This window comes from Paenibacillus sp. sg306046, assembly GCF_059821225.1.
Map to the genome: position 1 here is coordinate 127649 of NZ_JCAMRT010000016.1, position 24734 is coordinate 152382.

Annotated in this window: 17 protein-coding genes and 1 pseudogene; 16 read left to right on the forward strand and 2 right to left on the reverse strand. The window is 54.8% G+C overall.

Features of this window, described 5'->3' with window-relative positions:
• The first annotated feature begins 66 nt into the window (after nt 1-66).
• From AC6ROY_RS17270 to AC6ROY_RS17280, 3 genes are all read left to right on the forward strand, one after another.
• A complete protein-coding gene (locus tag AC6ROY_RS17270) occupies nt 67-876 on the forward strand; it encodes a polysaccharide deacetylase family protein (RefSeq protein ID WP_500101816.1) in 810 nt (269 codons plus the stop codon).
• Nucleotides 877-1193: 317 nt separating this feature from the next.
• Nucleotides 1194-2468, forward strand: a complete 1275-nt coding sequence (locus AC6ROY_RS17275; RefSeq protein ID WP_500101817.1) for a hypothetical protein — start codon at nt 1194-1196, stop codon at nt 2466-2468.
• Nucleotides 2469-2555: 87 nt separating this feature from the next.
• Nucleotides 2556-4949 (forward strand): glycoside hydrolase family 88/105 protein, encoded by a 2394-nt coding sequence (locus AC6ROY_RS17280; RefSeq protein ID WP_500101818.1) that lies wholly within the window; start codon nt 2556-2558, stop codon nt 4947-4949.
• Between the two features lie 164 nt (nt 4950-5113).
• On the opposite strand, the gene AC6ROY_RS17285 is transcribed toward AC6ROY_RS17280, so the two are convergent.
• On the reverse strand, nt 5114-5941 hold the full coding sequence (locus AC6ROY_RS17285) for a peptidoglycan-binding protein (protein ID WP_500101819.1): 828 nt from the start codon (nt 5939-5941) through the stop codon (nt 5114-5116).
• Nucleotides 5942-6432: 491 nt separating this feature from the next.
• Between AC6ROY_RS17285 and AC6ROY_RS17290 the strand changes: the two genes are divergently transcribed.
• The 4 genes from AC6ROY_RS17290 to AC6ROY_RS17305 all read left to right on the forward strand — a co-directional run bounded on the left by AC6ROY_RS17290 (nt 6433) and on the right by AC6ROY_RS17305 (nt 12672).
• A complete protein-coding gene (locus AC6ROY_RS17290) occupies nt 6433-7392 on the forward strand; it encodes an ABC transporter permease (RefSeq protein ID WP_500101820.1) in 960 nt (319 codons plus the stop codon).
• An 18-nt stretch (nt 7393-7410) separates the two neighbouring features.
• Nucleotides 7411-8295 (forward strand): carbohydrate ABC transporter permease, encoded by an 885-nt coding sequence (locus AC6ROY_RS17295; protein ID WP_500101821.1) that lies wholly within the window; start codon nt 7411-7413, stop codon nt 8293-8295.
• Nucleotides 8296-8494: 199 nt separating this feature from the next.
• The gene (locus AC6ROY_RS17300) at nt 8495-10084 is read left to right on the forward strand and encodes an extracellular solute-binding protein (protein ID WP_500101822.1); all 1590 of its coding nucleotides are present in this window, start codon (nt 8495-8497) and stop codon (nt 10082-10084) included.
• A 245-nt stretch (nt 10085-10329) separates the two neighbouring features.
• Nucleotides 10330-12672, forward strand: coding sequence for a helix-turn-helix domain-containing protein (locus AC6ROY_RS17305; protein WP_500101823.1), 2343 nt, complete (start codon nt 10330-10332; stop codon nt 12670-12672).
• Nucleotides 12673-12787: 115 nt separating this feature from the next.
• Here the strand turns inward: AC6ROY_RS17305 and AC6ROY_RS17310 are convergent, their stop codons facing one another.
• Nucleotides 12788-14545 carry a methyl-accepting chemotaxis protein gene (locus AC6ROY_RS17310; protein ID WP_500101824.1) on the reverse strand — a complete coding sequence of 586 codons (1758 nt, stop codon included), beginning with the start codon at nt 14543-14545 and terminating at the stop codon, nt 12788-12790.
• A gap of 260 nt (nt 14546-14805) precedes the next feature.
• Here AC6ROY_RS17310 and AC6ROY_RS17315 point away from each other — a divergent pair, with 260 nt between their 5' ends.
• From AC6ROY_RS17315 to AC6ROY_RS17355, 9 genes and pseudogenes are all read left to right on the forward strand, one after another.
• On the forward strand, nt 14806-15534 hold the full coding sequence (locus AC6ROY_RS17315; protein WP_500101838.1) for a (Fe-S)-binding protein: 729 nt from the start codon (nt 14806-14808) through the stop codon (nt 15532-15534).
• On the forward strand, nt 15531-17051 hold the full coding sequence (locus AC6ROY_RS17320; protein WP_500101825.1) for a LutB/LldF family L-lactate oxidation iron-sulfur protein: 1521 nt from the start codon (nt 15531-15533) through the stop codon (nt 17049-17051). Before AC6ROY_RS17315 ends, AC6ROY_RS17320 begins: the two co-directional genes overlap by 4 nt.
• Nucleotides 17044-17805 carry a LutC/YkgG family protein gene (locus AC6ROY_RS17325; RefSeq protein ID WP_500101826.1) on the forward strand — a complete coding sequence of 254 codons (762 nt, stop codon included), beginning with the start codon at nt 17044-17046 and terminating at the stop codon, nt 17803-17805. The genes AC6ROY_RS17320 and AC6ROY_RS17325 overlap by 8 nt, the downstream gene beginning before the upstream one ends.
• Nucleotides 17806-17859: 54 nt before the next feature.
• On the forward strand, nt 17860-18783 hold the full coding sequence (locus AC6ROY_RS17330; RefSeq protein WP_500101827.1) for a glycosyl hydrolase: 924 nt from the start codon (nt 17860-17862) through the stop codon (nt 18781-18783).
• Between the two features lie 90 nt (nt 18784-18873).
• Nucleotides 18874-19573: pseudogene (locus AC6ROY_RS17335) on the forward strand (Rpn family recombination-promoting nuclease/putative transposase); the annotation flags it as partial.
• Nucleotides 19574-19722: 149 nt separating this feature from the next.
• Complete coding sequence (locus tag AC6ROY_RS17340; RefSeq protein ID WP_500101828.1) at nt 19723-20421, forward strand: pirin family protein; 699 nt, start codon at nt 19723-19725, stop codon at nt 20419-20421.
• Nucleotides 20422-20437: 16 nt separating this feature from the next.
• Nucleotides 20438-20767 carry a hypothetical protein gene (locus AC6ROY_RS17345; protein ID WP_500101829.1) on the forward strand — a complete coding sequence of 110 codons (330 nt, stop codon included), beginning with the start codon at nt 20438-20440 and terminating at the stop codon, nt 20765-20767.
• Between the two features lie 1561 nt (nt 20768-22328).
• A complete protein-coding gene (locus tag AC6ROY_RS17350) occupies nt 22329-23789 on the forward strand; it encodes a sensor histidine kinase (protein WP_500101830.1) in 1461 nt (486 codons plus the stop codon).
• Nucleotides 23790-24128: 339 nt separating this feature from the next.
• Nucleotides 24129-24734, forward strand: a 606-nt coding sequence (locus AC6ROY_RS17355; protein WP_500101831.1) for a hypothetical protein, incomplete at its 3' end; no start/stop codon positions are given.

Here is a 24734-nt window from a genome sequence, read left to right on the forward strand (position 1 = left end):
GACCTGAATTTGTAAGATGGACATGATGCCGGACGGCATACAAGGCGAAAGGGGCGCACACACGAGATGCGTAAAATATTGTTGAGTTATCCGGGAGGCAAACACAAGGCGCTGACACTCAGCTATGACGACGGGCGGACGGCGGACCGGCGGCTGGTCGGGATTATGAACCGTCACGGGATCAAAGGCACGTTTCATCTGAACGGAGGACTGTTCGGCACGCCGGACAGGATCGGCGAGGAGGAGGCGCGCGAGCTGTATGTCGGGCATGAGGTGTCGGCGCATACGCTGACCCATCCGACCATTGCCCGCTGCTCCCGTGAGCAGCTGGTGTATGAAATTTCGGAGGATCGCAAGCGGCTGGAGCAGCTCGCCGGGTATACGGTGCGCGGGATGTCGTATCCGAACGGCTCCTTCAACCGGCAGATCAAGGAGCTGCTGCCGTTCCTCGGCATCGAATACGCCCGTGTCGTTGAAACGACGCAAACGTTTGCGATTCCGGATGACTGGCTGGAGTGGAAGCCGACCTGCCATCATAACCAGAATTTGCTGGAGCTGGCCGCGTCCTTTGCAGCGCTGCACAAGCAGCAGTATTTATATTTGATGAATGTATGGGGCCACAGCTATGAGTTCGATAACGATAACAACTGGGAGCTGTTTGAGCAATTTTGCGCGTTCGCGGGCGGACGGGACGATGTCTGGTATGCGACCAATATTGAAATTTCGGATTATTTCCAATCGTTCCGCCAGCTTCGGTTTTCTGCCGCACAGGACTTTGTATGGAATCCGGGCGCCGCATCGGTGTGGCTGAGCGTGGACGGACAGGCCGTAGAGGCGAAGGGCGGCGTGCAGACTTGGTTTGATGAGCTGTCCTAGTGCAGCCGAGGCGAAATTGTGCGACAGAAATTCAGTAACAGGTCATTTTAACTGTTCAATAAAACAGCGGCAGTCCAGGACGGCAGACCAAGTCCTGAACTGCCGCTGTTTTATTAACTGATCGTTTTAACAGGCAAGAGCGCCAGTTAACCGTGGTGGACAGCGGTTTAGGTATGGAGGCTGCAGAGCAAGCATGGCCAATAAAATGCCAGCCGCTCAAGAAAGTGCAAGCTGCTTTGGCCCGGTCGGCAAAAAAGTACGGTTGCCGGAGCTTCTGTTCTGCTCTATGCTCCGGATAGGCTGGATGATGAGGGAGGATGAACGAGATGACGACGGCAACCGAGGCGGTGCTGCTCGGCAAGGTGGACATCAGGCAAGCGGGACCCCGCTGCAAGCTGCTGATCGGCGACATCAACGGGGATGGCCGGATGGAGCTGGTGCTGGTTCAGCCGGATGACCGGCAGGATGTGCGGCATATCCCGCATGACGTCCAGTGTGTGACGGCGTATGATCTGGGAGGGCGGCTGCTGTGGCAGACAGGCAAGCCGAGCGCTGATGCCGGCGGACCCGGCTCGGACTATCCGGCACAGCTGTACGATCTGGACGGGGACGGGCAGCTGGAGGTGTTGTGTGTGATGGCTGGCCGTTTCCGTCTGCTTGACGGAGCGACAGGAGCCGTTAAGGCGGAATATGAGCTGCCCGATCCGCAGGCGCATGATTGCATCATTATCGCCAACTTGTCGGGCGGAGAGCGGGCCAGCGATATCATTTTAAAAGACAGGTACCACCGGCTGTGGGCGCTGGACCGGCAGCTGCGGCTGCTGTGGACGTTTGAAGGCAATCCGGGGCATTTCCCATGGGCGTTCGATCTGAATGGCGACGGCTATGACGAGGTGATGGCCGGTTATGATTTGCTGGACCATAAGGGACAGCTGTTGTGGAGCTGCCGGGATCTCGACGATCACGCAGATTGCATCTGGGTTGGCGATGTAAACGGTGACGGACAGCCTGAGCTGGTCATCGGGGGCAGCGTCACGGTGATGGTTGACAAGGAAGGGCGGGAGCTGTGGCGGTATGACGGCTCGATTGAATCGCAGCATGTGGCGCTGGGCAAGTTTCGCAGCGATCTGCCCGGCTTGCAGATTGCGGGACTCGACCGGATCGTACGCGGGGATACGGGCGGTCCGCTCACGACGAGCGGCAAGGACGCTTTGTTTTTGCTGGATGCGGAAGGGCGCGAGCTTTGGAAGGAGGAGCGGACGACCGGCGGCTGGCTGACCATTGTGGAAACGCTAAGCGGCTGGGATGACGGCTCGCTTGACTATATGCTGGCGTATCGCCGGGGCGGAGGCGTATTTCCGACCCTGTATGACGGACACCTGCGCGCCGTCACGACTTTTCCGGTAGACGGCTATGCGGCGCATGCCGATTTGTTCGGCGACGGACGCGAGCAGGTGATTGTGTATGACCAGGAAGCGGCGTATCTCTTCTCCAGCAGCCCGCGCGGTCTGGAGTCGTCGCAGCCTGGCCAGCCGCTGCCTCAGCCCAAGCGGCTGTACAGCGCCACTTTATATCCGGGCGGGGAACGTTGAGATGTCAGCGATGCGCGAAGGTCAGGCAAGCTGCGAGATTGAACAATAGCCAAGCAAGCTGCGCGGGATGAGGGAGGATAATTAGACATGAAGCAACCGTATTTCGATCCGCATGAAGCGATTGCGCGTAAAAGCGGAGGCCAGGCGGCTGCGGTGCTGACCGCCGTCGCCGACCGGTTTATCGGCTCGCATCCGAAGCAGCCGCCGGTGTTCCGGACACATCGTACGGACGGCTTCCGGCGAGGGAGCGATTACCGTTATGACATGAACCTGAACGAGCGGTTTCCCGAACTGCAGGACGGGCAATACGTCTACGTCTGGAGCCGATTGTGGATGGATCAGGCGTCCGAGCTGCCGTTCAGCGTCAGCTGCTTCGGTCCGCTGCGTGTTATCTTTAACGGGGACACCGTCTTTCGCTCAAATCTGAATGACGATGTGTTTCCCGACCGGAAAGCCTGGTTTCGCGCGCCGCTGCAGGCGGGCTGGAACGAGCTGGTGCTGGAGTTCGTCAAGACGGGCACCGGCTGCGGCGGACGGTTTGGCACAGGCTCGATCAAAGGCGCGCCGCTGCACGTACTCGCCCCGACGCCGGAGCGGGCCGGGGAAGAGGGCTGGGTCTACAGCGAGCCGCAGGCTGAGGCGTGGACGGAGTTTCCGCGAGCTGGCGCAGACTGGCCTGCGGCTGCCGGCCCCTGGCTGCCGGCCCGGGACTGGACAGAGGCGGACTGGGAGCGCGGCAATATGGCCCGGATGTTCGGCAGCGAGGCCGGACATCAGGCGTTCGCCTGGACCCGGCTGGTCGGCACGGGCATCGGTCGGCAGCGTATCCGGCTGAGCGGCGCATGCAGCGGGCAGACGGCTTTGTATGTGGATGGCCAGCCGCTTGCCGACAGCGCATTCGCTGCCGGCCGGTTTACGGCTGAGCTAGATTTGACATACGGTCCGCATGAGCTCGTTGCGTTGTCCGCATGTCCGGAGGAAGGCGCGGCCGAATGGCGTTTTGTATGCGAGGAGCCGGGCGAGGACGCAGGCTTTCGTATGGAGCAGCCGGTGCCGGTGGAGGGCTGGAGCGAGCCTTGGCTTTACTTGGGACCGTTTGCCCCAGGCGGTGCGCCGGCTCCCGGCGAGGTGACGCGGGTGGATCGGGTGTTCCCGCAGCAGGCCGATGAGGGCGGATGGATGGCAGACACGGGCGCTGTGAAGCCGGGCGCAGGCGGCAGTGCGGACGATGCTGCAGCTGTGGCCGCCGGGAGCGCCGGTCACGCTGATTCCGGGAGCGTTGAAGGCGACTCCGGTCAAGCGCCGACAGCCGAACTGGAGCCCGCGGCAGCTGTTTATTGGCGAGTGGATCGCCCGTTTACCTGGGTCAGACCGTATCTGGAGAACGGCATGTTCGGCAAATGGAACTACCCGCTCGGCGTAACGCTGTACGGCTTGCTGCGAACGGGTGAGCAGCTTGGCATCCGCCATTATGTCGATTACGTCGCCGAGCATATCGAGCAATGTACCGGGCTCGACGCATACGCCCGCTGGGACCAGGCGACGTACGGCTCGCCCGACATCAACCATCAGCTGACGCTGATTGACAGCCTCGACGATTGCGGCTCCTTCGGAGCGGCGATGCTGCAGACGCATAAGGCGCGTTGCCTGCAGGGAGCCGAAGCGTCTGCCGCCCGGATCGCTCGCTACATTACCATGGAGCAGGACCGGATGGAGGATGGCGCGTTGTACCGGGTCCGGGGCACGACCGATTTTATGCAGGGCACGATGTGGTGTGACGATTTATATATGAGCGTGCCGTTTCTATGCAGTTATTACGAGCTGACCGGGGATCAGCGTTATGTTGACGATGCGGCCCGCCAGTTTCTGCTGTACCGCAACCGGCTGTTTATGCCGAAACTTGGTATTATGCATCATGTGTACGACGCCAAGTTCGGCAAGCCGAACGGTGTCGCCTGGGGACGGGGCAACGGCTGGGTGGCATTTTCGCTGAGCGAGCTGCTTGGCGTGCTGCCTGCGCGGCATGAGCTTCGCGAGGAGCTGCTCGCCTTTTATCGGGAGCTATGTGACGGTTACTTGGCGCTGCAGGGGGCTGACGGGCTATGGCATCAGGTGCTGACCGATTCGGAATCGTACGAGGAAGCGTCCTGCACCTCGATGTTTTTGTATGCGTTCGCGCGTGGCGTGCGGTTCGGCTGGCTTGATCGGCCCGAGCGGTTTGTCCGGGCGGTCGAGCGCGGCTGGGCCGGTCTGGCCGAGCGTTGTATAGACAAACACGGCAACGTATACGGCGTATGCCGCGGTTCAGGCTATTCCTACTCCAAGTATTATTACAAGGATGAGCTGTCCTGGCAGTTAAATGATACCCACGGCATCGGCATTGTGCTCTTAGCCGGGATTGAAGCGCTGCGGCTGCGGACAGCTCTGCAGCAGGCGGCAGCTCAGCCGAACGCGGATGCGGAAGCCGTCGTCAACGGCTGACAACCGGAAAGCGGAAACCGGCTATACATCGAAACAGCGGCAGTCAGGGACGAGAAAAACAAGTCCTGGGCTGCCGCTGTTTTAAGATTATAGAAGTTATAAACTGCTTCGATTCGAAGCTTTTCTTATTGAATAATCGTTATAACAGGCAAGAGTGCTAGAGATTAGTTCACCGTGGACAGATGGAAATGGTCGGCATGATCGGAGCGAACTTCAATCTTCGAGCTGGTCAAGCCATGCTTGGTGTGGAAAAGCACCTTAGAAACGTTCGAGTTGGCCACAGCAAGCTCCAGAAATTTCTTTTCCTGTGCCGTCGTCAGGCCAGCATTGCGGATGTCAACGGATTTTCCGTCTTGATGGGAGCTATGCTCCGGCGTGTCGGCGCCGTCAATCAAGCTCGCATCATTAATTTCCAGCTTTTTGCTGTAGGTGTTATAGAAGCCTTGCGCGATTTGATCCAGCGTCGTTTTCGTCGAAGACGTCACATAGCTGTGGTCAAGCCTGTATGTGCTATCGCCAGCCAGACCGGCGGACGTATCATTGTAGTTCGTATAATACGAGGTATTGCCCACGCGCACATATCCTTTCGGCGAAGCACCTATGGCGGCGTGCATCGCATTCCGGCTTCCTGCGCCGTAAATGCCGTCGGCCGTCAAGCCCTTCACTTGCTGGAACACGATCAGGTTGTTTTTGGTAGCCTGATCAAAGGTATTGTTCGTGCTAGTAATTTGGGCAACGTTTGTGAAATAGTTTTCGTTGCTGCCATAGGCTCTCCATGCTTTCAGGTTGCTTTTCAACACACCGATTTGCGCATGGGTTTGCCCGAGCGAATAAGAGGACTGGTAGCTGACGCCGTAGAAGCTGTTGGAGCTTGCTGTACCTACGGCTGCGACATTCGAGTGGCCTGCTGCCGCAAAAGCGCTGGCTGCAAGCGCCAAGGCAGTTGTGCATGAAACGGCAAACGCTACGAACATTTTTTTCTTCAATCTCACCAATCTCACCCTCCAAAATGGTTGTGTACTTCAGCGCATAGGCCAAAGTGTCGTGGAAAACTTTTAATTTATTTCCAGTATTATACTAACAGGTGATAGTTTCCATGTAAATATACAAATTCAATAATGTGTAAAATTATTGTGAGCATCAGAAATGATCCTCGATCACACCGACTGTTTGGAGGCGAAATGGGTCGAGATCAAGTCTGTCATGCTTACTCCAGGCGCTGTCGCTTATCTTGAGCGGTTTGCACTTTTTTAAGAGGGACGGTTTTTTCAGCGATTTTACTCGGCTGGACACGGTTCAAAAATGTCTGGTTGCCGGAAAACGCTCTCCGCGACATAATCAAGCTACACCGCTGACGAGCAGCGGAGAAGCGGCCGCCGCTTCGGAGCCCGTTGCTTTGAAAACGGATACGCGACGAGGGACAACCAACAGACAAGGCGGGTCAGCCGACAAGAAAGATGTACGATGCGGAGGTGAGGGCGTGATGAAACCATTAACAGCGAATCAACAAGGCGTCAAGCGGCGGGCGAGCCTCAAGCGCTCCTATGTGCTGGAACGGCTCAAGCGGGACAAATGGATGTATGTGCTGCTGCTGCCGGGGCTGCTTTACTTTCTGGTATTCAAGTACGTCCCGATGTGGGGAGTGCTGCTGGCATTCAAAAACTACCAGCCGTTTACCGGCTTCTGGAACAGCGAATGGGTAGGGCTGGAGCATTTCCGGCTGTTTTTTGAAAACCCCGATTTCTTCATGCTGCTGCGCAACACGCTGCTGCTATCCTTTTATAATCTGCTGTTCTTTTTTCCTGCGCCGATTGTGCTGGCGCTGCTGCTGAATGAGGTGCGGCTGGCGATTTTCAAGCGGACAGTGCAGACGATGATTTATGTGCCGCATTTTATTTCGATGGTCATCGTCGCCAGTATGACGTATGTGTTTCTGACTACCGAAGGCGGCGTCGTCAACGAGTACGTGTACAAATATACCGGCGAGAAAATCAATTTCCTCGCCAGTCCGGACTGGTTTCGCCCGCTGATCATTATCCAGACGATCTGGAAGGAGTGCGGCTGGGGGACGATTATTTTCCTGGCGGCGCTGGCCGGCGTAGATGTGGAGCAATACGAGGCGGCAACCGTAGACGGAGCGAATCGCTGGCGCAAAATGTGGCATATTACGCTGCCGTCGATCCGCAGCACGATTATCATCCTGCTTATTTTGCGCATGGGACATGTGCTGGACAACGGCTTCGAGCAAATTTATTTGATGCTGAACCCGCTGAACCGCGAGGTGGCCGAAGTATTTGATACGTATGTGTATATGATGGGCATTACGCAGGGGGCCTTCAGCTACAGCACGGCGGTCGGACTGTTCAAGGCGGTCATTGGGGTGACGCTGGTGCTGGGCACCAATTATCTGGCCAAAAGATTCGGACAAACCGGACTTTACTGACGAAGGGAGCGAACGAAAGTGGCAAAACAATATCGAACCTTAGGCGGAACGATCTTTGATACGGCGAACTATATTGTGCTGGGGCTGTTTGCGCTGGCGTCGATTCTTCCATTTATTTTCGTCATCAGCGGGTCGTTTGCTTCCGATGCGGAGCTGACGAAGCGGGCCGTGTTTCTGATCCCGGAGACGTTTTCACTGGCGGCGTACAAATTTGTGTTTTCCACGGATACGATTACCCGGAGCATCTTCGTTTCCATTTTCGTGACGGTGTGCGGCACGCTGGTCAATCTGCTCTTTACGGTGACGATGGCGTATGCGCTGGCGCGGCGCGGGCTGATGGGGCGCAATCTTGTGCTGAATCTCGTGATTTTCTCCATGCTGTTTGGCGGGGGACTTGTTCCCACTTATCTTGTCATCCGCGAGCTGGGTCTGCTGGATACGTATGGGGCGTTGATGCTGCCCGGCGCGATCAATGCGTTTAACCTGATCATCGTCAAAAACTTTTTCCAGGAGCTTCCGCCGGAGCTGGAGGAGGCCGCGCGCATTGACGGCTGCTCGGAGCTGGGGCTGCTGTGGAAAATTGTGCTGCCGCTCTCCAAGCCGGTGCTGGCTACCTTTACCTTGTTTTACGCCGTCGGCCACTGGAACGATTTCTTCGGGGCGCTGCTGTATATGAATGACCCGGCGAAATGGCCCTTGCAGGTGATGCTGCGCCAAATCGTACTGCTTTCGCATGCTGCGGCAGGCGATATGACGGCGATGGACCCTTCCTTCGTCCAGCCGCCGGAGCAATCCGTCAAGATGGCCGTTATTGTCGTCGGCACATTGCCGATTTTGCTGGTATATCCGTTTCTGCAAAAGCATTTCGCCAAAGGTGTGCTGATCGGCTCGGTCAAGGGCTGACAGGCTGTACGCACGGCGACTTGACGATATACGCTTCATCCCTCGCGAAGAACAAGTTCACGGTAATTCCCGCGCTGCCGCAGCCCTCCGATCACGGTTGCAGCCGACAGACAGAGACGTAGACAGACGGGCCGTATTCGGCAGCCGGTTTCAAGATAAGGTATCAACAACTAACCATCAACTAAGGGAGGTTCTTTTTATGAATGGACAACGCAAGCACCACACAGGCAAACGCTGGGTATCGCTGCTGTCGGCAGGCACAATCGCGGCCGTATCGCTGGCGGGCTGCTCCCAGGGAAGCGGTACGACGACGCAGGGGACAGCTGCCCCGGCGCCTGCGGCAGGCGGCGAGACGAAGCAGCAGGCTCCAGTCGACCTGACGCTGATGCTGCCGATTTTCAAGACGAACTACCCGAAGGACGGAAGTCCGGTTGCCGCAGAGATTGAGAAAAAAACAAACACGAAAATTCATTTCGAATGGGTGCCGAACGCTTCGTACGCCGACAAATTCAACATTACCTTGGCGTCCGGCAAGCTGCCGCATATTTTGTACGTGCCTGACGCGAAGTCGCCGAGCTTTGTCAATGCCGTGCGGGCGGGGGCGTTCTGGGAGATCGGCCCTCACCTCAAGGACTACAAATATTTGAGCCAGGCGAATCCGGTCATTTTGAACAACTCCTCCGTAGACGGTAAAAATTATGGCATCTATCGCGGTCGGGCGCTTGGGCGCAACGGCGTTGTGTTCCGCAAAGACTGGCTGGAGGCGGTCGGCATGCAGACGCCGAAGACGATCGACGAATTTTATCAGATGTTGAAAGCATTTAAAGAGAAGGACCCGGACAAAAACGGCAAGGATGATACGTACGGCCTGGTGATGGTCAAGTGGACCGGACAGTGGGCGAGCGGCTTCGATATTATAAAGCTGTGGTTTGGCTCCCCGAACAAATGGGGGCTGATCGACAACAAAATTGTGCCGGAGCATCAGACTCCAGAGTATCTCGAAGCGCTGAAATTTATGAAAAAGCTGTACGATGAGAAGCTGATCAACCAGGATTTCGCAGTGATGGATTCGGCCAAGTGGACGGACCCGATTGTCAATAAGCAGGCGGGCGTCATCGCTGACGTAGTCGACACGGCAGCCCGGGTGGACGATAAAATTCATGCGGCGCTCGTCAAGGAAAACAAAGATAAGCCGGATGAGCACTTTATGGATGTGATCGGCGGCGTAACCGGCTCGCATGGCTTGCGCACGCTGCCTACGTCCGGATTTGCCGGCATGCTGGCGATTCCAAAGTCGACGGTGAAAACCGAAGCCGAGCTGAAGCAGGTGCTGGCGTTCCTCGATCAGATGAATGACCCGGAACTGCAGGGCTTGGCCGGCTACGGCATCGAGGGCAAGCACTACAAGAAGGTCGGCGACTATATCGAGCCGGTGAAGGACCCTGCCTTGCTGGAATCGGAGGTTGAGGGCTTGAACCAGATGCTGCCGTTTATTCCGGAGGACCGCTCGCTGAAAGTGAAGCAGACGCCGCTGCGCATCAAGCAAACCGAGCTCCAGAAGGAAAATGAAAAAACGATCGTAGCGAACCCGATGGAGCCGTTTATTTCCAAGGTGTACTCGCAGCGCGGAGCTCAGCTGGACAACATCATTAACGATGCGCGCATCAAATTTATCGTCGGTCAAATTGATGAAGCGGCACTGAAAGCGGCGTTCGAGCTGTGGAAAAAAAGCGGGGGCGACGACCTGGTGAAAGAAATGAACGAGCTGTACGCGGCTGCCAAAAAATAACCGTTTCAACGCAAAGAAGGCCGTATCTGCCGGATAGGGTCTTCTTTGCGTTGAAAATCGCTATAAATCGTTGAAAACGACCGGAAATCAAGGGAATTCAAATGCCAACAAAAAAGTGCAAGGCCAGATTATACATAAAATTGTTGAATTCGGATCAGCTTCTGGTTTATGGTGGAGGTACCCTTCACGCGCTGCACAGGCTCTGTGATTAATGAAGGCGTTTACAAGATAAGGCTGGTGAAAGCATGACCCAACAGATGATCCGGCGGTTCATGCAGGTCATGAATCGTCTGACCCACAGACGTTATTATCGCAGAAGCCTCATTATGCTGCTGATCGTATCGGCGATTCCCGGCTTGATTACCGGAGCGGTTGTATACAGCTTCGCCGGCGGCAGGCTGGAAAGCGAGCTGCTGAAGCTGCATCATACCCAGATTGCGCAGCGGGCGCACAACATTGACGAGCAGTTAAATAATCTGGAGCTGATGCTGTCGCATTGGGCCTTCGACTCCAAATTCGATTATATGCTGAACGAGCCTGACTTTGTGCACAATTACGGGATCACCTGGGACATTACGAAGACGCTGCTTGTGATGCAGGGCTCGAATACGATGACGCGTGGCGTCGAGCTGTACCTGAAGCGGTCGCCTTCGGCGATTTTGTTTAATCCCCAGTACAATGTGGTGAAAAATGATGCCGCCGAGCAGGTGTATCAGGACCTGATGCAGTCCAGGCGGAGCACATATTGGACGCAGGCGTCCTTCGAGCCGGACCGTCCCGGAGCCCGCGATCTGACGCTTGTGCATCATATTCCCGGGGGCTCGACGGAGCCGTTCGGCGCGCTGCTGATCCGGCTTGATCAGGAGAAAGTAGCGTCCATGCTCCAGACGATGACGCCTTACAATGAAGGCGAGGCTTTCCTGATGAAGGATAGCGGTGTGGTGTACGCTTCCTCTGGCAGCCTGGATGGCTCCTCGGCGCTGATCAAGCAGCTCAAGGAGCAGATTGCCGCGCGGAGCGGCAGGGCCGGGTCGTTTTTTTTCACCTGGAGCAAAGCAACCTACACGGTGACTTACGGCGCTTTCTCGCGGATTGCAGATGACTGGATGTACGTGTCCGCGTCGCCGATTTCCAGCATTACCTCGCCTGTCGTGCTCATCTCGAAGGTCATTATTGCGGCAAGCCTCGGGGCGCTGCTGCTTGCGGGCCTGCTCGCCTGGCTGGCATCGCGCAGCATGTATTCGCCGGTAGACCGGCTGATGGGGATGCTGCTTAACGGCAAGACGGCCGCAGACGGGCCTGACGATGAATTTACGCTGATCGAACGGCAGTGGCAGCATCTGCACCGGGAAAGCCGCGAGCTGCAAAGCCGCTTGTCCGAGCAGCTGCCGCACGTGAAGGAAAGCTTTCTGCACCAGCTGCTGCAGGGCTACTTGTTTGCGTACTCCGAGCAGGATTTGCAGCGGCGGATGGAGCGATACCGCTGGGCGGTGCAGGAGCAGCGGTTTATGATCCTGTATGTGCGGCTGACCGGCATCACGAGTCTGGACGGCAAGTTTAAGGACGGGGACGAAGGGCTGGTTACGTTCGCGGCGGTCAATATGATCGGCGAGCTGGCGGAAGAACGGTTCGGTCAAAGCAGCACGGTCAATTTTCACGATCTGACGGCAGCCGTGCTGCTGATTGTGCCGCGCGACGGCTCGCCTCTGCCGGATATCCGGTCGTTCAGCGACGAGCTGACGAGCACGGTCAACCGCCTTTTGAATTTGCGGGTGACGCTGGCGGTCAGCCGCCCGATGGAGCGAATATCGGATGTGCCGCTTGCCTTCGAGGAGACGAAGCAGGCGGTCGGCCAGCGTGATTTTGAGAACGAAAACCAGTTTATGGACATGGAGGAATGGCGGCAGCGGGGGAGCGATGCGTTCAGCGAGCCGCAGTATCCGTTTACGCTGGAGCGGGAATTTATTCATGCGCTGCGGACCGGTCGGGAGGAAGAAGGCGACCAGCTGCTGGATGCGATTATGGAGGTGCTGGCAGCCAAGGGGGCGAAGGAAATTGATGTGCAGCAAGGGATGCTGCATCTTCTTGGCAGCGTGCAGCACGCGGTCATGAGCTCCGGCATCCAGCCGAATCGGCTGTATAAATGTGTGAACCTGTACGAGCAGCTGTCGCAAATCCGCGAGCCGCAGCTGATGCTGGCCTGGTTCCGCGAACGGGTCGTCGCCCCGTTTCTGAAGGAGCTGGTCGGCCGTACCGACTCGCATGTGAAGCAATTGATCGAGCAGGCGATGCGATATTTGCAGGAGCGATACATGAAGGATATTTCGCTGGACAGCTGCTCCGATCATATCGGAACAAATCCGTTTTATTTGAGCAAGTCGTTCAAGCAGGTGACCGGCAAAAACTTTATTGACTACTTGACCGAGCTAAGGATGGACAAGGCGAAGGAGCTGCTGCGCGAGTCGGAGCTGAAAATCAATGATGTGGCCGAGCAGGTCGGCTACCAGCACAGCTACTTTAACCGGATTTTCAAGAAGCAGGAAGGCTTGACGCCGACGAAATACCGCGAGATGAGCCGCAGCGGGTAAAGTGACGGTGTGCAGCAAGCCCGCTACGGCTATGGTGGTGGAAGGTATGCTGCAGTCAGCGCCGCAGAACACAGCTGGGTTCTGCGGCGCTGACTGCGCGTACGTCCCTGACGCGCTACAGCTTGAAGCGGTGAGCGAGCTTTTGCATCTCGCCCGCCATCGTTTGAAGCGATTCAGCGGAGGCGCTGATTTCTTCCATCGAAGCGATCTGTTCCTCCGTCGAGGCCGAGATGGTGTGCGCCATCACGTTGGTCTGAGCTGATATACGCTCCAGCTCCTGTAAGGACGCTGCGACTTGCTGGGCTCCGGCGGACATCTGCTCGGCGGCGCCTGACGATTCCTCCGTCTGCTCGACGATGCTGCGGGCGGCGCCAAGAATCAGCGAGAAGGCGTCTCCGGTCTGGCGAATCGACTGCACGCTGCTCGCGACCTCCTGTTCGCCCCGGCTCATCGTAGCGGAGGCGGACGTAATGTCGAAGCGGATGGAGTCGATCAGCTCGGCTACTTGGTCGGCGGAAACGGTTGACCGCTCCGCCAGCTTTTTCACTTCGCTGGCGACGACGGCGAAGCCGCGGCCTTGCTCGCCTGCGCGCGCAGCCTCGATGGAGGCGTTCAGCGCCAGCAGGTTCGTTTGCGAGGAGATTTCGCTCATCATCCGGACGATGTCGTCGATCTGGTTGGAGCGCTGCTCCAACTGCTGCACAATGCCGACCAGCTCGGTGACGACAGCGCTGACGGCATGAATTTGCTCGATCGAGCGCGTGATCAGCAGTTGGCCTTCCTCGGCCTGCTGGCGGGTATCGACCGATGCTTCGTATACCGTAACCGAGGTTGTGGCAATGCGTTGAATGCCGATCGCGATTTCCTCCATCGCGCGCGAGCTTTCCTTCACGCTGGATGACAGCCGTTCATGGGTCGAGGCAGCTTCATGAACAGCCTCGGCGATTTGCGAGCTGGCTTCGGTCGTTTCCTTGGTGGCGCTCGACAGCTGGCGCGAGGCGCCGGATAACGTGTCCGAGCTGGTAAGCAGGCTGGAAGCGAGCACGCGCAGGTTTTCGTACATGACCTGGAAGGAGGCATACAGCTCGCCGATCTCGTCCTTGTTGCGGACCTGCAGATCATGCTTGCTCAGGTCGCCGGTCGCTACCTGCTTGGCCTGCCGCGACATCCGGATAATCGGCCGGGAAATATGGATGGACAGCAAGGTTAAAATGACGGCGCCGACGACATAACAGACGGCTAACGTAATCAGAATCGTCTTCAGAATGTTGGTCTGTCCGTCATTGTAGTCGTCATAATAAGAGCCGGCGGCAATGATCCAGCCCCAGGCTGGACTGCGCTCCGCATAGGAGATTTTCAAGGCCTCCTTCGTGGAATCCGGCAGCGGCCATACATAGCTGGTAAAGCCGCCGCCATTGTTGGCTTTGGCGATCATATCGCGGATATAGAAGAAGCCGTCGCTGGCCTGCTTGTCGAACAGATTTTGTCCTTCTACCGTCGGGTGGGCAATGGCAGTGCCTTTGTCATCCACGACGAAAAAGTAACCCCGCTTCCCGAGGTCAATCCGGGAGTTAACCGGACGGCTGCCGCTAGTCAACGGTCCGAGCAGTAATTCCTTTACCTGCTCCTGGGCTTGTTGCTCCGTCATGGCGCCGGACTTGGCTGCCTCCTCATAGAAGGTCGTCAGCTCAATGGTCATACGTACGCTGTTGCGCAGATTTTTTTCGATCAGCTCATTGTTTTCGTTTGCCGCCGTTCGATAGACGATAGCTCCGAGTACTGCGATCGGGACTAGCAGAAGTACCAGACAAGTCAGCAGCAGTTTTTTGCGAATGTTCAGCTTCCATAAGGTAGTTTTTTTTGTTTGCTCCATGACAGTCGCCCCGTTTCTACATCTGTAGTATAGGTACTCAAACCTAAGTGAGATAGGTATTTGGACTATTATACTGCTGTTCATCGGAAAACGTTGTGGCCAGAAACGACTAAATTGTGAACGAAGTGTACAAAATGTGTTCGGGATGGACAAAATTGCGGGTGATGAAAAAATAGTGTTCAAATAAATGACGGCACGTTATAATAAACGTATCAACTTATCTGATAACCTGACAACATCACTTACACGAGAGGTGCATGATGAAAGTCTCCTTGTTTATTACTTGCTTGAGCGATGCGATTTTCCCCAGAGTCGGGGAAGCGATGGTCCGTCTGCTGGCGCGTTACGGCGTAGAGCTGGAATTCCCGACGGTGCAGACGTGCTGCGGCCAACCGGCCTACAACAGCGGATATTGGGACGAGGCGCGGACGAGCGCGCGGACGATTGTCCAGGCTTTCGAGTCCAGCGACTTCGTAATTGCGCCATCCGGTTCCTGTACGTACATGATCCACCACTATGCCGAGCTGTTTAAGGATGATCCGGTTATGCTGGAGAAGGCGAGGCAGCTGCGCGACAAAACGTATGAATTCACGCAATTTATCGTTCAGGTACTGGGGATTACCGACCTTGGTGCGGCGTTCCCGCATACGGTGACGTACCATCCGTCCTGTCACGGCAGCCGTCTGCTTGGCGTGAAGGACGAGCCGATGGCGCTGCTGGAGCAGGTGCGCGGGCTGCAGTTTGTGCCGCTGCCCTTTGCGGAAGATTGCTGCGGCTTCGGCGGTACGTTTGCGGTCAAGATGGCCGATATATCCGGCGCGATGGTGACGGAGAAGGTCGATCATATCAAGGAGACGGAAGCCGAGGTGCTCGTCGGTCTGGATATGGCGTGCCTGATGAATATCGCCGGCAACCTGCGCTATCGCAACGAGCCGGTGCGGGTGATGCATCTGGCCGAGCTGTTATATGAAGGAGTGAAGCAGGCATGAGTGCGACCCATCCGGCAGGCGCAACCGTCAAGAAACGGGCGGAGCTGGCCTTGAATGACGAATTTCTGCGCAAGGCCGTGAAATTTACGACCGAGCGGCTGCGCAGCGGCAAGCTGAAGGCTGCCGAGGAACACGGCAACTGGGAAGACTGGCGCGAGCGCGGACGGCAAATCCGGCTGCATACGATTGCGCATCTGGATTATTACCTGAACCTGTTCGTGGAGCAGGCGCGAGCAAACGGGGTCCATGTGCATTTTGCCGATACGGCGGCCGACGCAGTTCGCATCTCCCTGGCGATTGCGGAGGGCAGAGCGGCGAAGTCGGTCGTAAAGTCGAAGTCGATGGTATCCGAGGAGCTGCATTTGAACCACGCGCTCGAAGGTATCGGCGTTGAAGCGGTCGAGACGGATCTCGGCGAATACATCATTCAGCTGGCTGGCGAGACGCCGTCGCATATCATCATTCCGGCGATTCATAAGAACCGGTTTCAGATTGCCGATCTGCTGTCCAAGGAAGCGGGCGAGACACTGCCGCCGGAGACGACGGTGCTGGCAGGCTTTGTACGCAAGAAGCTGCGCGAGAAGTTTCTGGAAGCGGAGATCGGGATGACAGGCTGCAACTTCGCGATTGCCGAAACCGGCTCGATGGTGCTGTTCGAAAATGAAGGCAACGCGCGAATGGTCTCCACGGTGCCCAAAACCCAGATTACGCTGATGGGCATGGAGCGCATCATTCCGTCCTGGGCCGATCTGGAGGTCATGGCGACGCTGCTGCCGCGGTCTGCAACCGGACAGAAGCTGACGGTATATATGTCGGGAATTTCCGGCCCGCAGCGTGCAGACGATGCCGACGGTCCTGAGGAGATGCATATTATTATCGTGGACAACGGCCGTTCGCTGCAGCTCGGCGATCCGGAGTTTCAGGAGCTGCTGAACTGTATCCGCTGCGGCGCCTGTCTGAACGCATGTCCGGTGTACCGGCATATCGGCGGCCATTCGTACGGCGGCACGTACAGCGGACCGATCGGTGCGGTGCTGACGCCTGCGCTGCAAAAAAATGTCGCGGAATGGGACGATATCGCCAATGCGTCCAGCTTGTGCGGCGCTTGCTATGAGGCGTGTCCGGTCAAAATTCCGCTGCACGATATGCTGGTCTCGCTCCGCCGCCGCAAGGTGGAAGCGGGCTACGACAACAAGATGGAGACGATCGGTATGAAAGGCTTTGCGGCCATTACCGGACAGTCCGGCCGGATGGGGGCGATGCTCAAGCTCGGCAAGCTTGGCCAGAAGCTGGTTGCCCGCGACGGCGGCATCCGCATCAAGCTGGGGCCGCTCAAGGGCTGGAACAGCTACCGGGTAACGCCGCTGCTGCCCAAGCAAACGTTCCGCGAGCAGTGGGGCACGCTGGAGCAGGAAATCCGCAGCGGCCTGACGCAAATGGACCCGGCGATCAAGAGCCGGATGGAAGCGATTATGAAGCAGCGCGGCAACAAGAAGGGGGGACACGGTCATGGCTGAAACGCGGACGGGAAATAAGGCCGGCGAGCTTTCGCAGGAGCATCAGGCCTGGCTGGCCCGGATGGAGCAGGAATCGCGAGTGAAGCAGCAGCAGTTTATGAATGGCATTGCCGCCAAGCTGAACAGACCTCGCGTCACGGAGAAGCCGGTGCGGCCGCTGCGCGGCGCGCCCGACTTCTGGACGACGTTTGAATGGCCGCTGGAGGAGCGTATTCAGCGCTTCACGGACAATTTCCGCAGCGTCGGCGGTCACGTGCAGCGTATGGCCGATATGGACGGCGTACGCGACTTTATTGCGGATAAGGCGCGCGAGATGAGCGCAAAATACGTCATTCGTCAGGACGAGCCGCAGCTGGCGGAGCTTGGTCTGGAGACCGCGCTGGAGCAGGCGAGCGTCCGCGTCTGGAACACGGATGCTCAGGAAAACTGGAAGGCGCGCGCTGCCGAATCGGACTTCGGCGTCGTGCTGGCCGATTACGCGGCGGCTTATACCGGCTCGATCACCGTGCTTTCCTCCCGGCACAAGGGCAGATCGGTAAGCTTGCTGCCGACCGTCCTGTTTGCGATTATTCCGGTTGAGCGGCTGAAAACACGGCTCGGCGAAATTTTGGTGAATTTCGACGCTGCCGGACGGGAAGGCTTGCCCGCAGGCATTCACTTCATATCCGGGCCAAGCCGTTCGGCAGATATTGAAAACGATCTGACGATCGGCGTCCATGGACCCGGCGTCGTGTATGCGCTGATTGTCGGGTAACGAAGGGCACGGCTAAGCGTTGCGGCTAAAAGCGGACAGGGAGGCAATAGGTCGATGAAAGCTCCATTATTTCGTGACCCTGTGTTTGACGGAGCGGCCGATCCGGTCGTGATCTGGAATCGTCAAACACAGGAATGGTGGATGATTTATACAAACCGGCGGGCAACTGCCGAGGGACCCAAGTTTGCCTGGGTTCATGGCACCGACCTGGGCGTAGCTTCGTCGCGTGACGGGGGAGCGAGCTGGGTATACCGCGGAACGCTGACAGGGCTGGAAACCGAATGGGGACGCAATACGTTCTGGGCGCCGGAAATCATCTGGCATGATGGGCTGTACCATATGTACGTGTCGTACATTCAGGGCGTGCCGGATGACTGGTACGGACACAAGCGGCAGCTGTACCATTATACAAGCGCCGATCTGCTGAACTGGACCTTTATCGCAGCGGTTCCGCTCAGCTCGGACCGGGTCATTGACGCCTGTATTTATCCGCTGCCGGAAGGCGGATTCCGGATGTGGTACAAGGACGAGGAACATCACTCGCATACGTATGCGGCGGACAGCGCGGACTTGTACACATGGACCGTTATCGGTCCCGTCATCACGGATCGGGCGCATGAAGGGCCGAATGTATTTGAGCTGGGCGGCAGCTACTGGATGATTGTCGATGAATGGCGGGGCCAAGGCGTCTACCGATCCGATGACTTGACAACCTGGGAGCGGAACGGCTTGATTCTTGACCAGCCGGGCGTGCGTCCCGACGACAACACGATCGGGCTGCATGCGGACGTGGTTGTGCAGGACGGACGCGCCTACATCTTTTATTTCACGCACCCGGACCGGGAGCATCATGAGGCGGCCTCCTCGACGTATGCGGCTCGCCGTTCGTCCATTCAGGTGGCGGAGCTGCAGGTGGTCGAGGGCCGACTGGTGTGCGAACGCGACCGGATGTTTGACTTGTCGCTGTCGGCTAACTAACCTAATATGGATATCAGACAGGCACGCGAGTTCTTATTTGCGTGTCTGCTTCGTATGTTTTAGAACTTGCGCGCGTGCTATACTAAGGATGAAGCTGGAGGCTTGCCTTTAACGGAGATCACCTTGCTGAATCCTTATACCGAAAAGGATGCCCCTCAGGACAAACAGTCTATCCTGGATATCCGGGGTAAAACCTCGGACGGTGAACTCATTAATGTGGAAATATAAAATGCTGAAAAAATGTGTAGCCATCAACATTTTGAATTATTCCTTTTTGCCTAACACGCAGTACCACAACGTCTTCCATCTGCGCGAAGACCGGAGTGGGATCCCGCTGCATGATGACATGGAGCTGCATTTCCTCGAATTGCCCAAGCTCGACGATTATGCCGTTCCTGTTGAACGCGGTGGATTAGTGAATTGGCTGCTTTTCCTGAAAGGTGTCGATAAATCGAATTGGGAGGTGCTGACGGTGAACGAACCTGTGTTGAAAAAAGCAATGGACACCTTGGAATTCCTTAGTTAGGATAAGGAGGCTCGTCGATTGTATGAAGACAGACAAAAATATCTGCACGACGAAGCTTCCATGATTGAGGGAGCGTTAGCCGAGGGAGAGGCTCGTGGAGAAGCCCGTGGAGAAGCCCGTGGCGAGAGAAAGAAGGCTATGCAGATGGCCGTGGAACTTCTTAAGCTTGGTGTGGAAACCTCAATTATAGCGAAGGCCTCCGGATTGTCCGAGGCTGAAATTATGGCGATCCAACATAAACCTGAAAAGCCTGCTATCCAGTAGCAGCTTCCAAACGGCGTGCGGCTGCATTGTGAAGATCCGGACGGCTGACGTATAATAGAGCCTAAGCGAGGTTGTGCGAGGCAAACGCTAAGGCACGGCCAACTTCTACGCAAACCGCGCAAATTCACAGCTGATGCAGGAGGTTCTTCATGATTCAATTTATTCCGTCTGACGACCGGCCAGCGGTCGATCTGGGTTGGCTGCAGAGCCGTCCCAGCTTTTCCTTCGGCAACTATTACGATCCGGATAATACCGGCTTCAGCGTCATGCGTGTGTGCAATGACGATGTACTCGTCGGCGGGCGAGGCTTCGGACCCCACCCGCATAGCGACATGGAAATTGTCAGTATCATTTTAAACGGAGCGATTCGTCATGAAGACAATCTGGGCAACAATGAGGTTGTCGCTGCGGGTCAAGTCCAGCGGATGTCAGCCGGAAGCGGGCTGGTGCATGCCGAATACAATGCATCCGAGCACGAAGAATTGCGGCTGCTCCAGCTCTGGTTTATGCCGCAAGAGCGCGGATTGACGCCATCCTTCGAAACTTGTACCTATTCGCCGACAGGCTTGCATAATGCGCTGCTGCCGGTCGCTTCTTCCCGGCCAATTGAGGGCGCGGCGACGATTCATCAGGATATGACGGTGTACTTGAGCCGGATCGAAGCGGGAATGGAGGTAGAATTCCGCCAGCAAGAGGGGCGGCATATTTATGTATACGCGATTGAAGGAGCTTTCGGGCTGGCTGATGTCGCTTTGACAGAGGGCGATACGGTCCGCATTAGTGAGCTGCATGAATTGAAGCTCAAAGCGGAGGCGGATAGCTTCCTGATGCTGATTGATTTGCCCTAAGAGAGGAGGACGTATGATGGAAGAAACGTTGCTGGTCAAGCATGCAGTCGGGGGACGGGGCTTTATTCATACCGGGCAGCGGCCGCTTGCTTATGAAGTGACGCCGGATGGTGATGGCTGGAAGTTTGTTATCGAGACGGAGCTGGATGGTCCGGTCGAAGAAATTCTGAAGTGGAAAAATGAGCTGAATGTGTTTATTTTCCGGGAATTTCCGGATCGCCCGACTGTAAAGACGTGGTTTTATGTCAGTGAAGGCCGAGTGTCGTACGAGCTGGAGCGCAAGCAGTTGACGATTTTTGCCGAGTCGCAGATTGAATATGTGCCGGATGAGTTTTCGATCCAGTAGCTCGATTGATGATTTGTAGGAATACGCGAAGATCTGCGGAGTTATATGCTGGTATCTAAACAAATGAGAGGAAAGTGTGTTTTACACCTTTCCTCTCATTTGTTTATTTTCCAATCCATTTCTTAACTACCAAAAAGACAAAGACAGCGAGCATCAAAAGAAAGATAAGTGTCGACAGCATTGCTTCCCAATGAAAGCTCCTGACAAACCTCCAGGGAAATAATAGTAGCTCATCAGTAAGTATACTATATGGAAAGCAACGTTTTCTTGTATGAACGATTGGATCATTATGGGGACGAAATACGGGGAATAACCTGGACTATTCATTTCTAGGTTATTCTTGTGTTATTTTTAAATAGTAGAAAAATATTGAAAAAGGAAATATACAATTATTTTTTATTTTGTTAAAATATAACTAAGGGGCATCTACCAATCCGCATGGGCGGATAATCTCCGGGCACTTATGTTTTTTTGGTTTACGATTTCGTTAACAGCTCTTATCTCAGCATCACTAATCGTCTTGAAGCAGCATTGAGCAGATTTCATGTTAGAGTTACTACGTAGTTCTTTCATTTGTTTGATTGCATGGGGTAGCTCGTTGGATAACTGAATGACTGGCATACACACTCACCGCTTTCTCGGATGTTAGATTCATTTAAATTGTACCAAATTTTGTCGCAAAGAGGTAGCTACCATGAAAAATAAACTGTACGTTGGACTTATAATTTTAGTTCTTTCGTCATGTTTGGCTTGGTTTTTAAATATTTCTGTTAATTATTCGTATATTGGAATATATTTGGATATCAATAAGCAGCAGCAATGGGTTATTAAGGAGATTGACCGAGACGGCATAGGTGCTCAGCTTCATTTAAATGTTGGGGATGAGATCATTCAAATTGATCGGAAGCCACCTGAACAATCTCCGATGGTTTATAAGTGGAGAACGATTGAACAGGCTGAGCAACTGCTTGTTTCCCGAGCGGGTGAGATCAGGGAGATAGTGATCAACGAAGGCGGCGTCTCCTGGAATGATATGGTTTCATTGTTAGGCGGTTCATTGAGTTTAGTCATGGCTGTGTTACTTTTTATGAAAATGCCGCATTCGCAATCAGCCAGGCTGCTTGCGATCGTATTTTTAACTTGTGGATTGATTTGGCTTAGTCGAGGAGCCTCTATAAGAGGAGACGCCTTGGGCAAGTTTTTAATTGCAAATTTAATGACTGGGCTGCAAGTTGTTTTTTTGCATTTTCTGCTTGTTTTCATTAAAGAAAAAGGGAACATCCAAGTATTTTTAGGATTTTTAAAGTATCTTTATATGATTGTAGCAGCAACTGTTTGTCTACGTCTGCTATACTTTAGTCCTTCATTGGCCTATTACGCCTATTTAACGCATAACCCGTTGACGCTATCTCTTTTCGTATTGGGATGTATGTTCAACCTGACTGTATTGGCTTATTTCTTTTTTAAACATCGACTTGAAAAAAACTATTTATCAACAATTATTAAAAGTGTATGGGCTTGCTTGTTGATTTCGTTTCTGCCATTCATAGCGTTTTCAATTTTGCCTAAAATTTTAACGGGCAGTCAAATCGTAAATTCAGGATATACCAGTCTGTTTATTTTATTTTTCCCCATCTCCTTCGCCTATTTGATTATGACCGATCAGCTGTATGATATCGGCAATGTGTTTCGGCGGTTTTTATTTTCGCTGGTGCTGGCTGTTGTGCCTTGCCTTGTTTTTACCGGGCTGTATGCGGCTATATTCTCGGAGCTCCTCGATATCCGGCACCTGCTGTTTGTGTTTGGAGCTTCGACGGGGATCATGGCGTTTGTGTTGTATTCAGCGGAATATTTAATGACCAAGCTGGAACGGGTCGTATTCCCCAGGAAATTTGCGCTGCAATCTGCACTGAAGAAGATGGCGAAGCGAATGGAAACCATTTCAAGCCTGGCTGAACTGAAGGACCTGCTTTTAAAGGATATCGTGGAGACGTTAGAGGTAGCCGGAGGGGCGATCGTATTTCAATATGTGAATGTCATCGAAACCGTCTGTGAAGGGACGATTGATGAAGAGGAGCTGAAGCGGCTAGTGGCGGCTTCGGCGCTTGAAAAGGATCACAATTATACATGTCTGGAAATTACCCGGCATGAGGATTATGTGAGCTACCTTGTGCTGACGAGGAAGAAAACAAATGTACGGCTTGTGAAGGAAGAAGTGCAGTGGCTGCGCTTGATCACGACTTATTTGGCGGTGAGCCTGGAAAATTTGCATCTGATCCGCAAGCTTACGCTCCGGATGCAGCATCTGGCTGCCCAGCTTCCGGACGAGCGGGAGGCGCAGGGGATTCAATGGTTCCGCAAGCTGATGTTTGAGTTGCAGGAGGCTGAGCGGATTCGGATCGCAAGTGATTTGCATGATACGACGATGCAGGATTTATTTTTTCTCAAGCGAAGATTTGCCGCGCTGCTGAAAAAAGTCGAGTTGAACCCGGACGAGCAAGCGCATGTCAACAATATGATCAATTTTGTAGAGCTAATCAATTCGAATTTGCGGCAAAGCTGCTTTGAATTAAATCCGTTTATGTTAAGTGAGATTGGTTTGGTTGCGACGGTACAGAAATGGCTGGATGAGGAATCTTACGGAAGCCCGTTTCAGATTGAATTTATTGCGGAAAATGCTGCAATCATTGAATTTGAGGATCTCGACACGAAAAAGCATATTTTCCGGATCGTGCAGGAATGGCTGAATAACGCGAAGAAGCATTCGCAAGCCTCCAAGGTCAAGTTTAAAATGACTTCAGAGGGCGGCGGCTTCTGCCTGCTGTATGAGGATGACGGCATCGGATTTGATCCGCAGCAGCCTGCGCGACAGGATACGAGCCGGTCGGGCTTTGGCATGGAGCAGTTGAAGGGGCGGGTCAACTACCTGAAGGGCAACTGGGAGATGAACGCAGCGCAGGGGCATGGGGTGAAGTATCGGGTGACTTTGCCGGTGCAGCAGCACGATGTTATAGCAAAATGATCGTTTTTTCGGTAGCGGCTGGACACTTTGCGGTGTCCGGCTGTTTGTTTTGGGCACGCTGGTGATTAGGCTCCGGTTTGGATGTATTTTTTTGTCCTCTGCTGATTTTCCCTGAATGCTGTAAGTATTTTCTTATTCAAGATGGGATGGAAATTAATCCATTAATTATGCCTAATTTAAGTATAAAGGATAAGGCTTAAAATTTAAGTAGGTACAAAAAATGTACCAGAAAACGATAATTCCAACCTATTGTTATATTGGTGTTAAATTGTAAAATTTAAATTAACTAGGTTAATTTCCTGGTGAATTATATATTTTATTGAAGCAAAGGAGGCAGAAATGAAAGCTATCTTACGTTTAAGCTTGTATGCCCTGCTGGCGGCAAGCGTACTGGCAGGCAGCGTTAGTATGCCAGTAGCTGCTCAGGCTGTACAAACGGAGGCCATACAAGCGCAACCGCCGGTCAAGCCCGCCAAGATCATGGAGGACGCGCAGTCACAGCCGGTGGAGCTCAAGCCGTCCGGCAAGCGAGCGCTTGACCCGGACCGGGAGGCCAGACTTCAGCTCTGGCGACTGGGCAAGCAGTTGAACGGGCTGCAGCGGCTCGCGGAAAGCGAGAGCCGAACGGAGCTCAAGCAGCAGATTGCGGACGAGGCGGCAGCTTTGTCGGCACGCAAGGCTCAGTGGCGGAGCAAGATGTCTGGCCCGGCCAAGCTTGCTGCGAAGCAGGCAGCTGGCAGGACGGTAACGGATCGGGTGTATGCTGCCCAGCCGACCCTGCCCTTGCCCCAGCCGCAGCTGGCAGCGGAGTCCCGGCGGTTGATCGACGATTATGAGCGCAGCATCAAGCAGTTTTCATTGAGGCTGCCGCAGTCGGCGGATGCGCTTAGCCGGATGAGTGTGTATGAGCCTGATTATGTGATGGATGTCAACACGTTTAGGGAT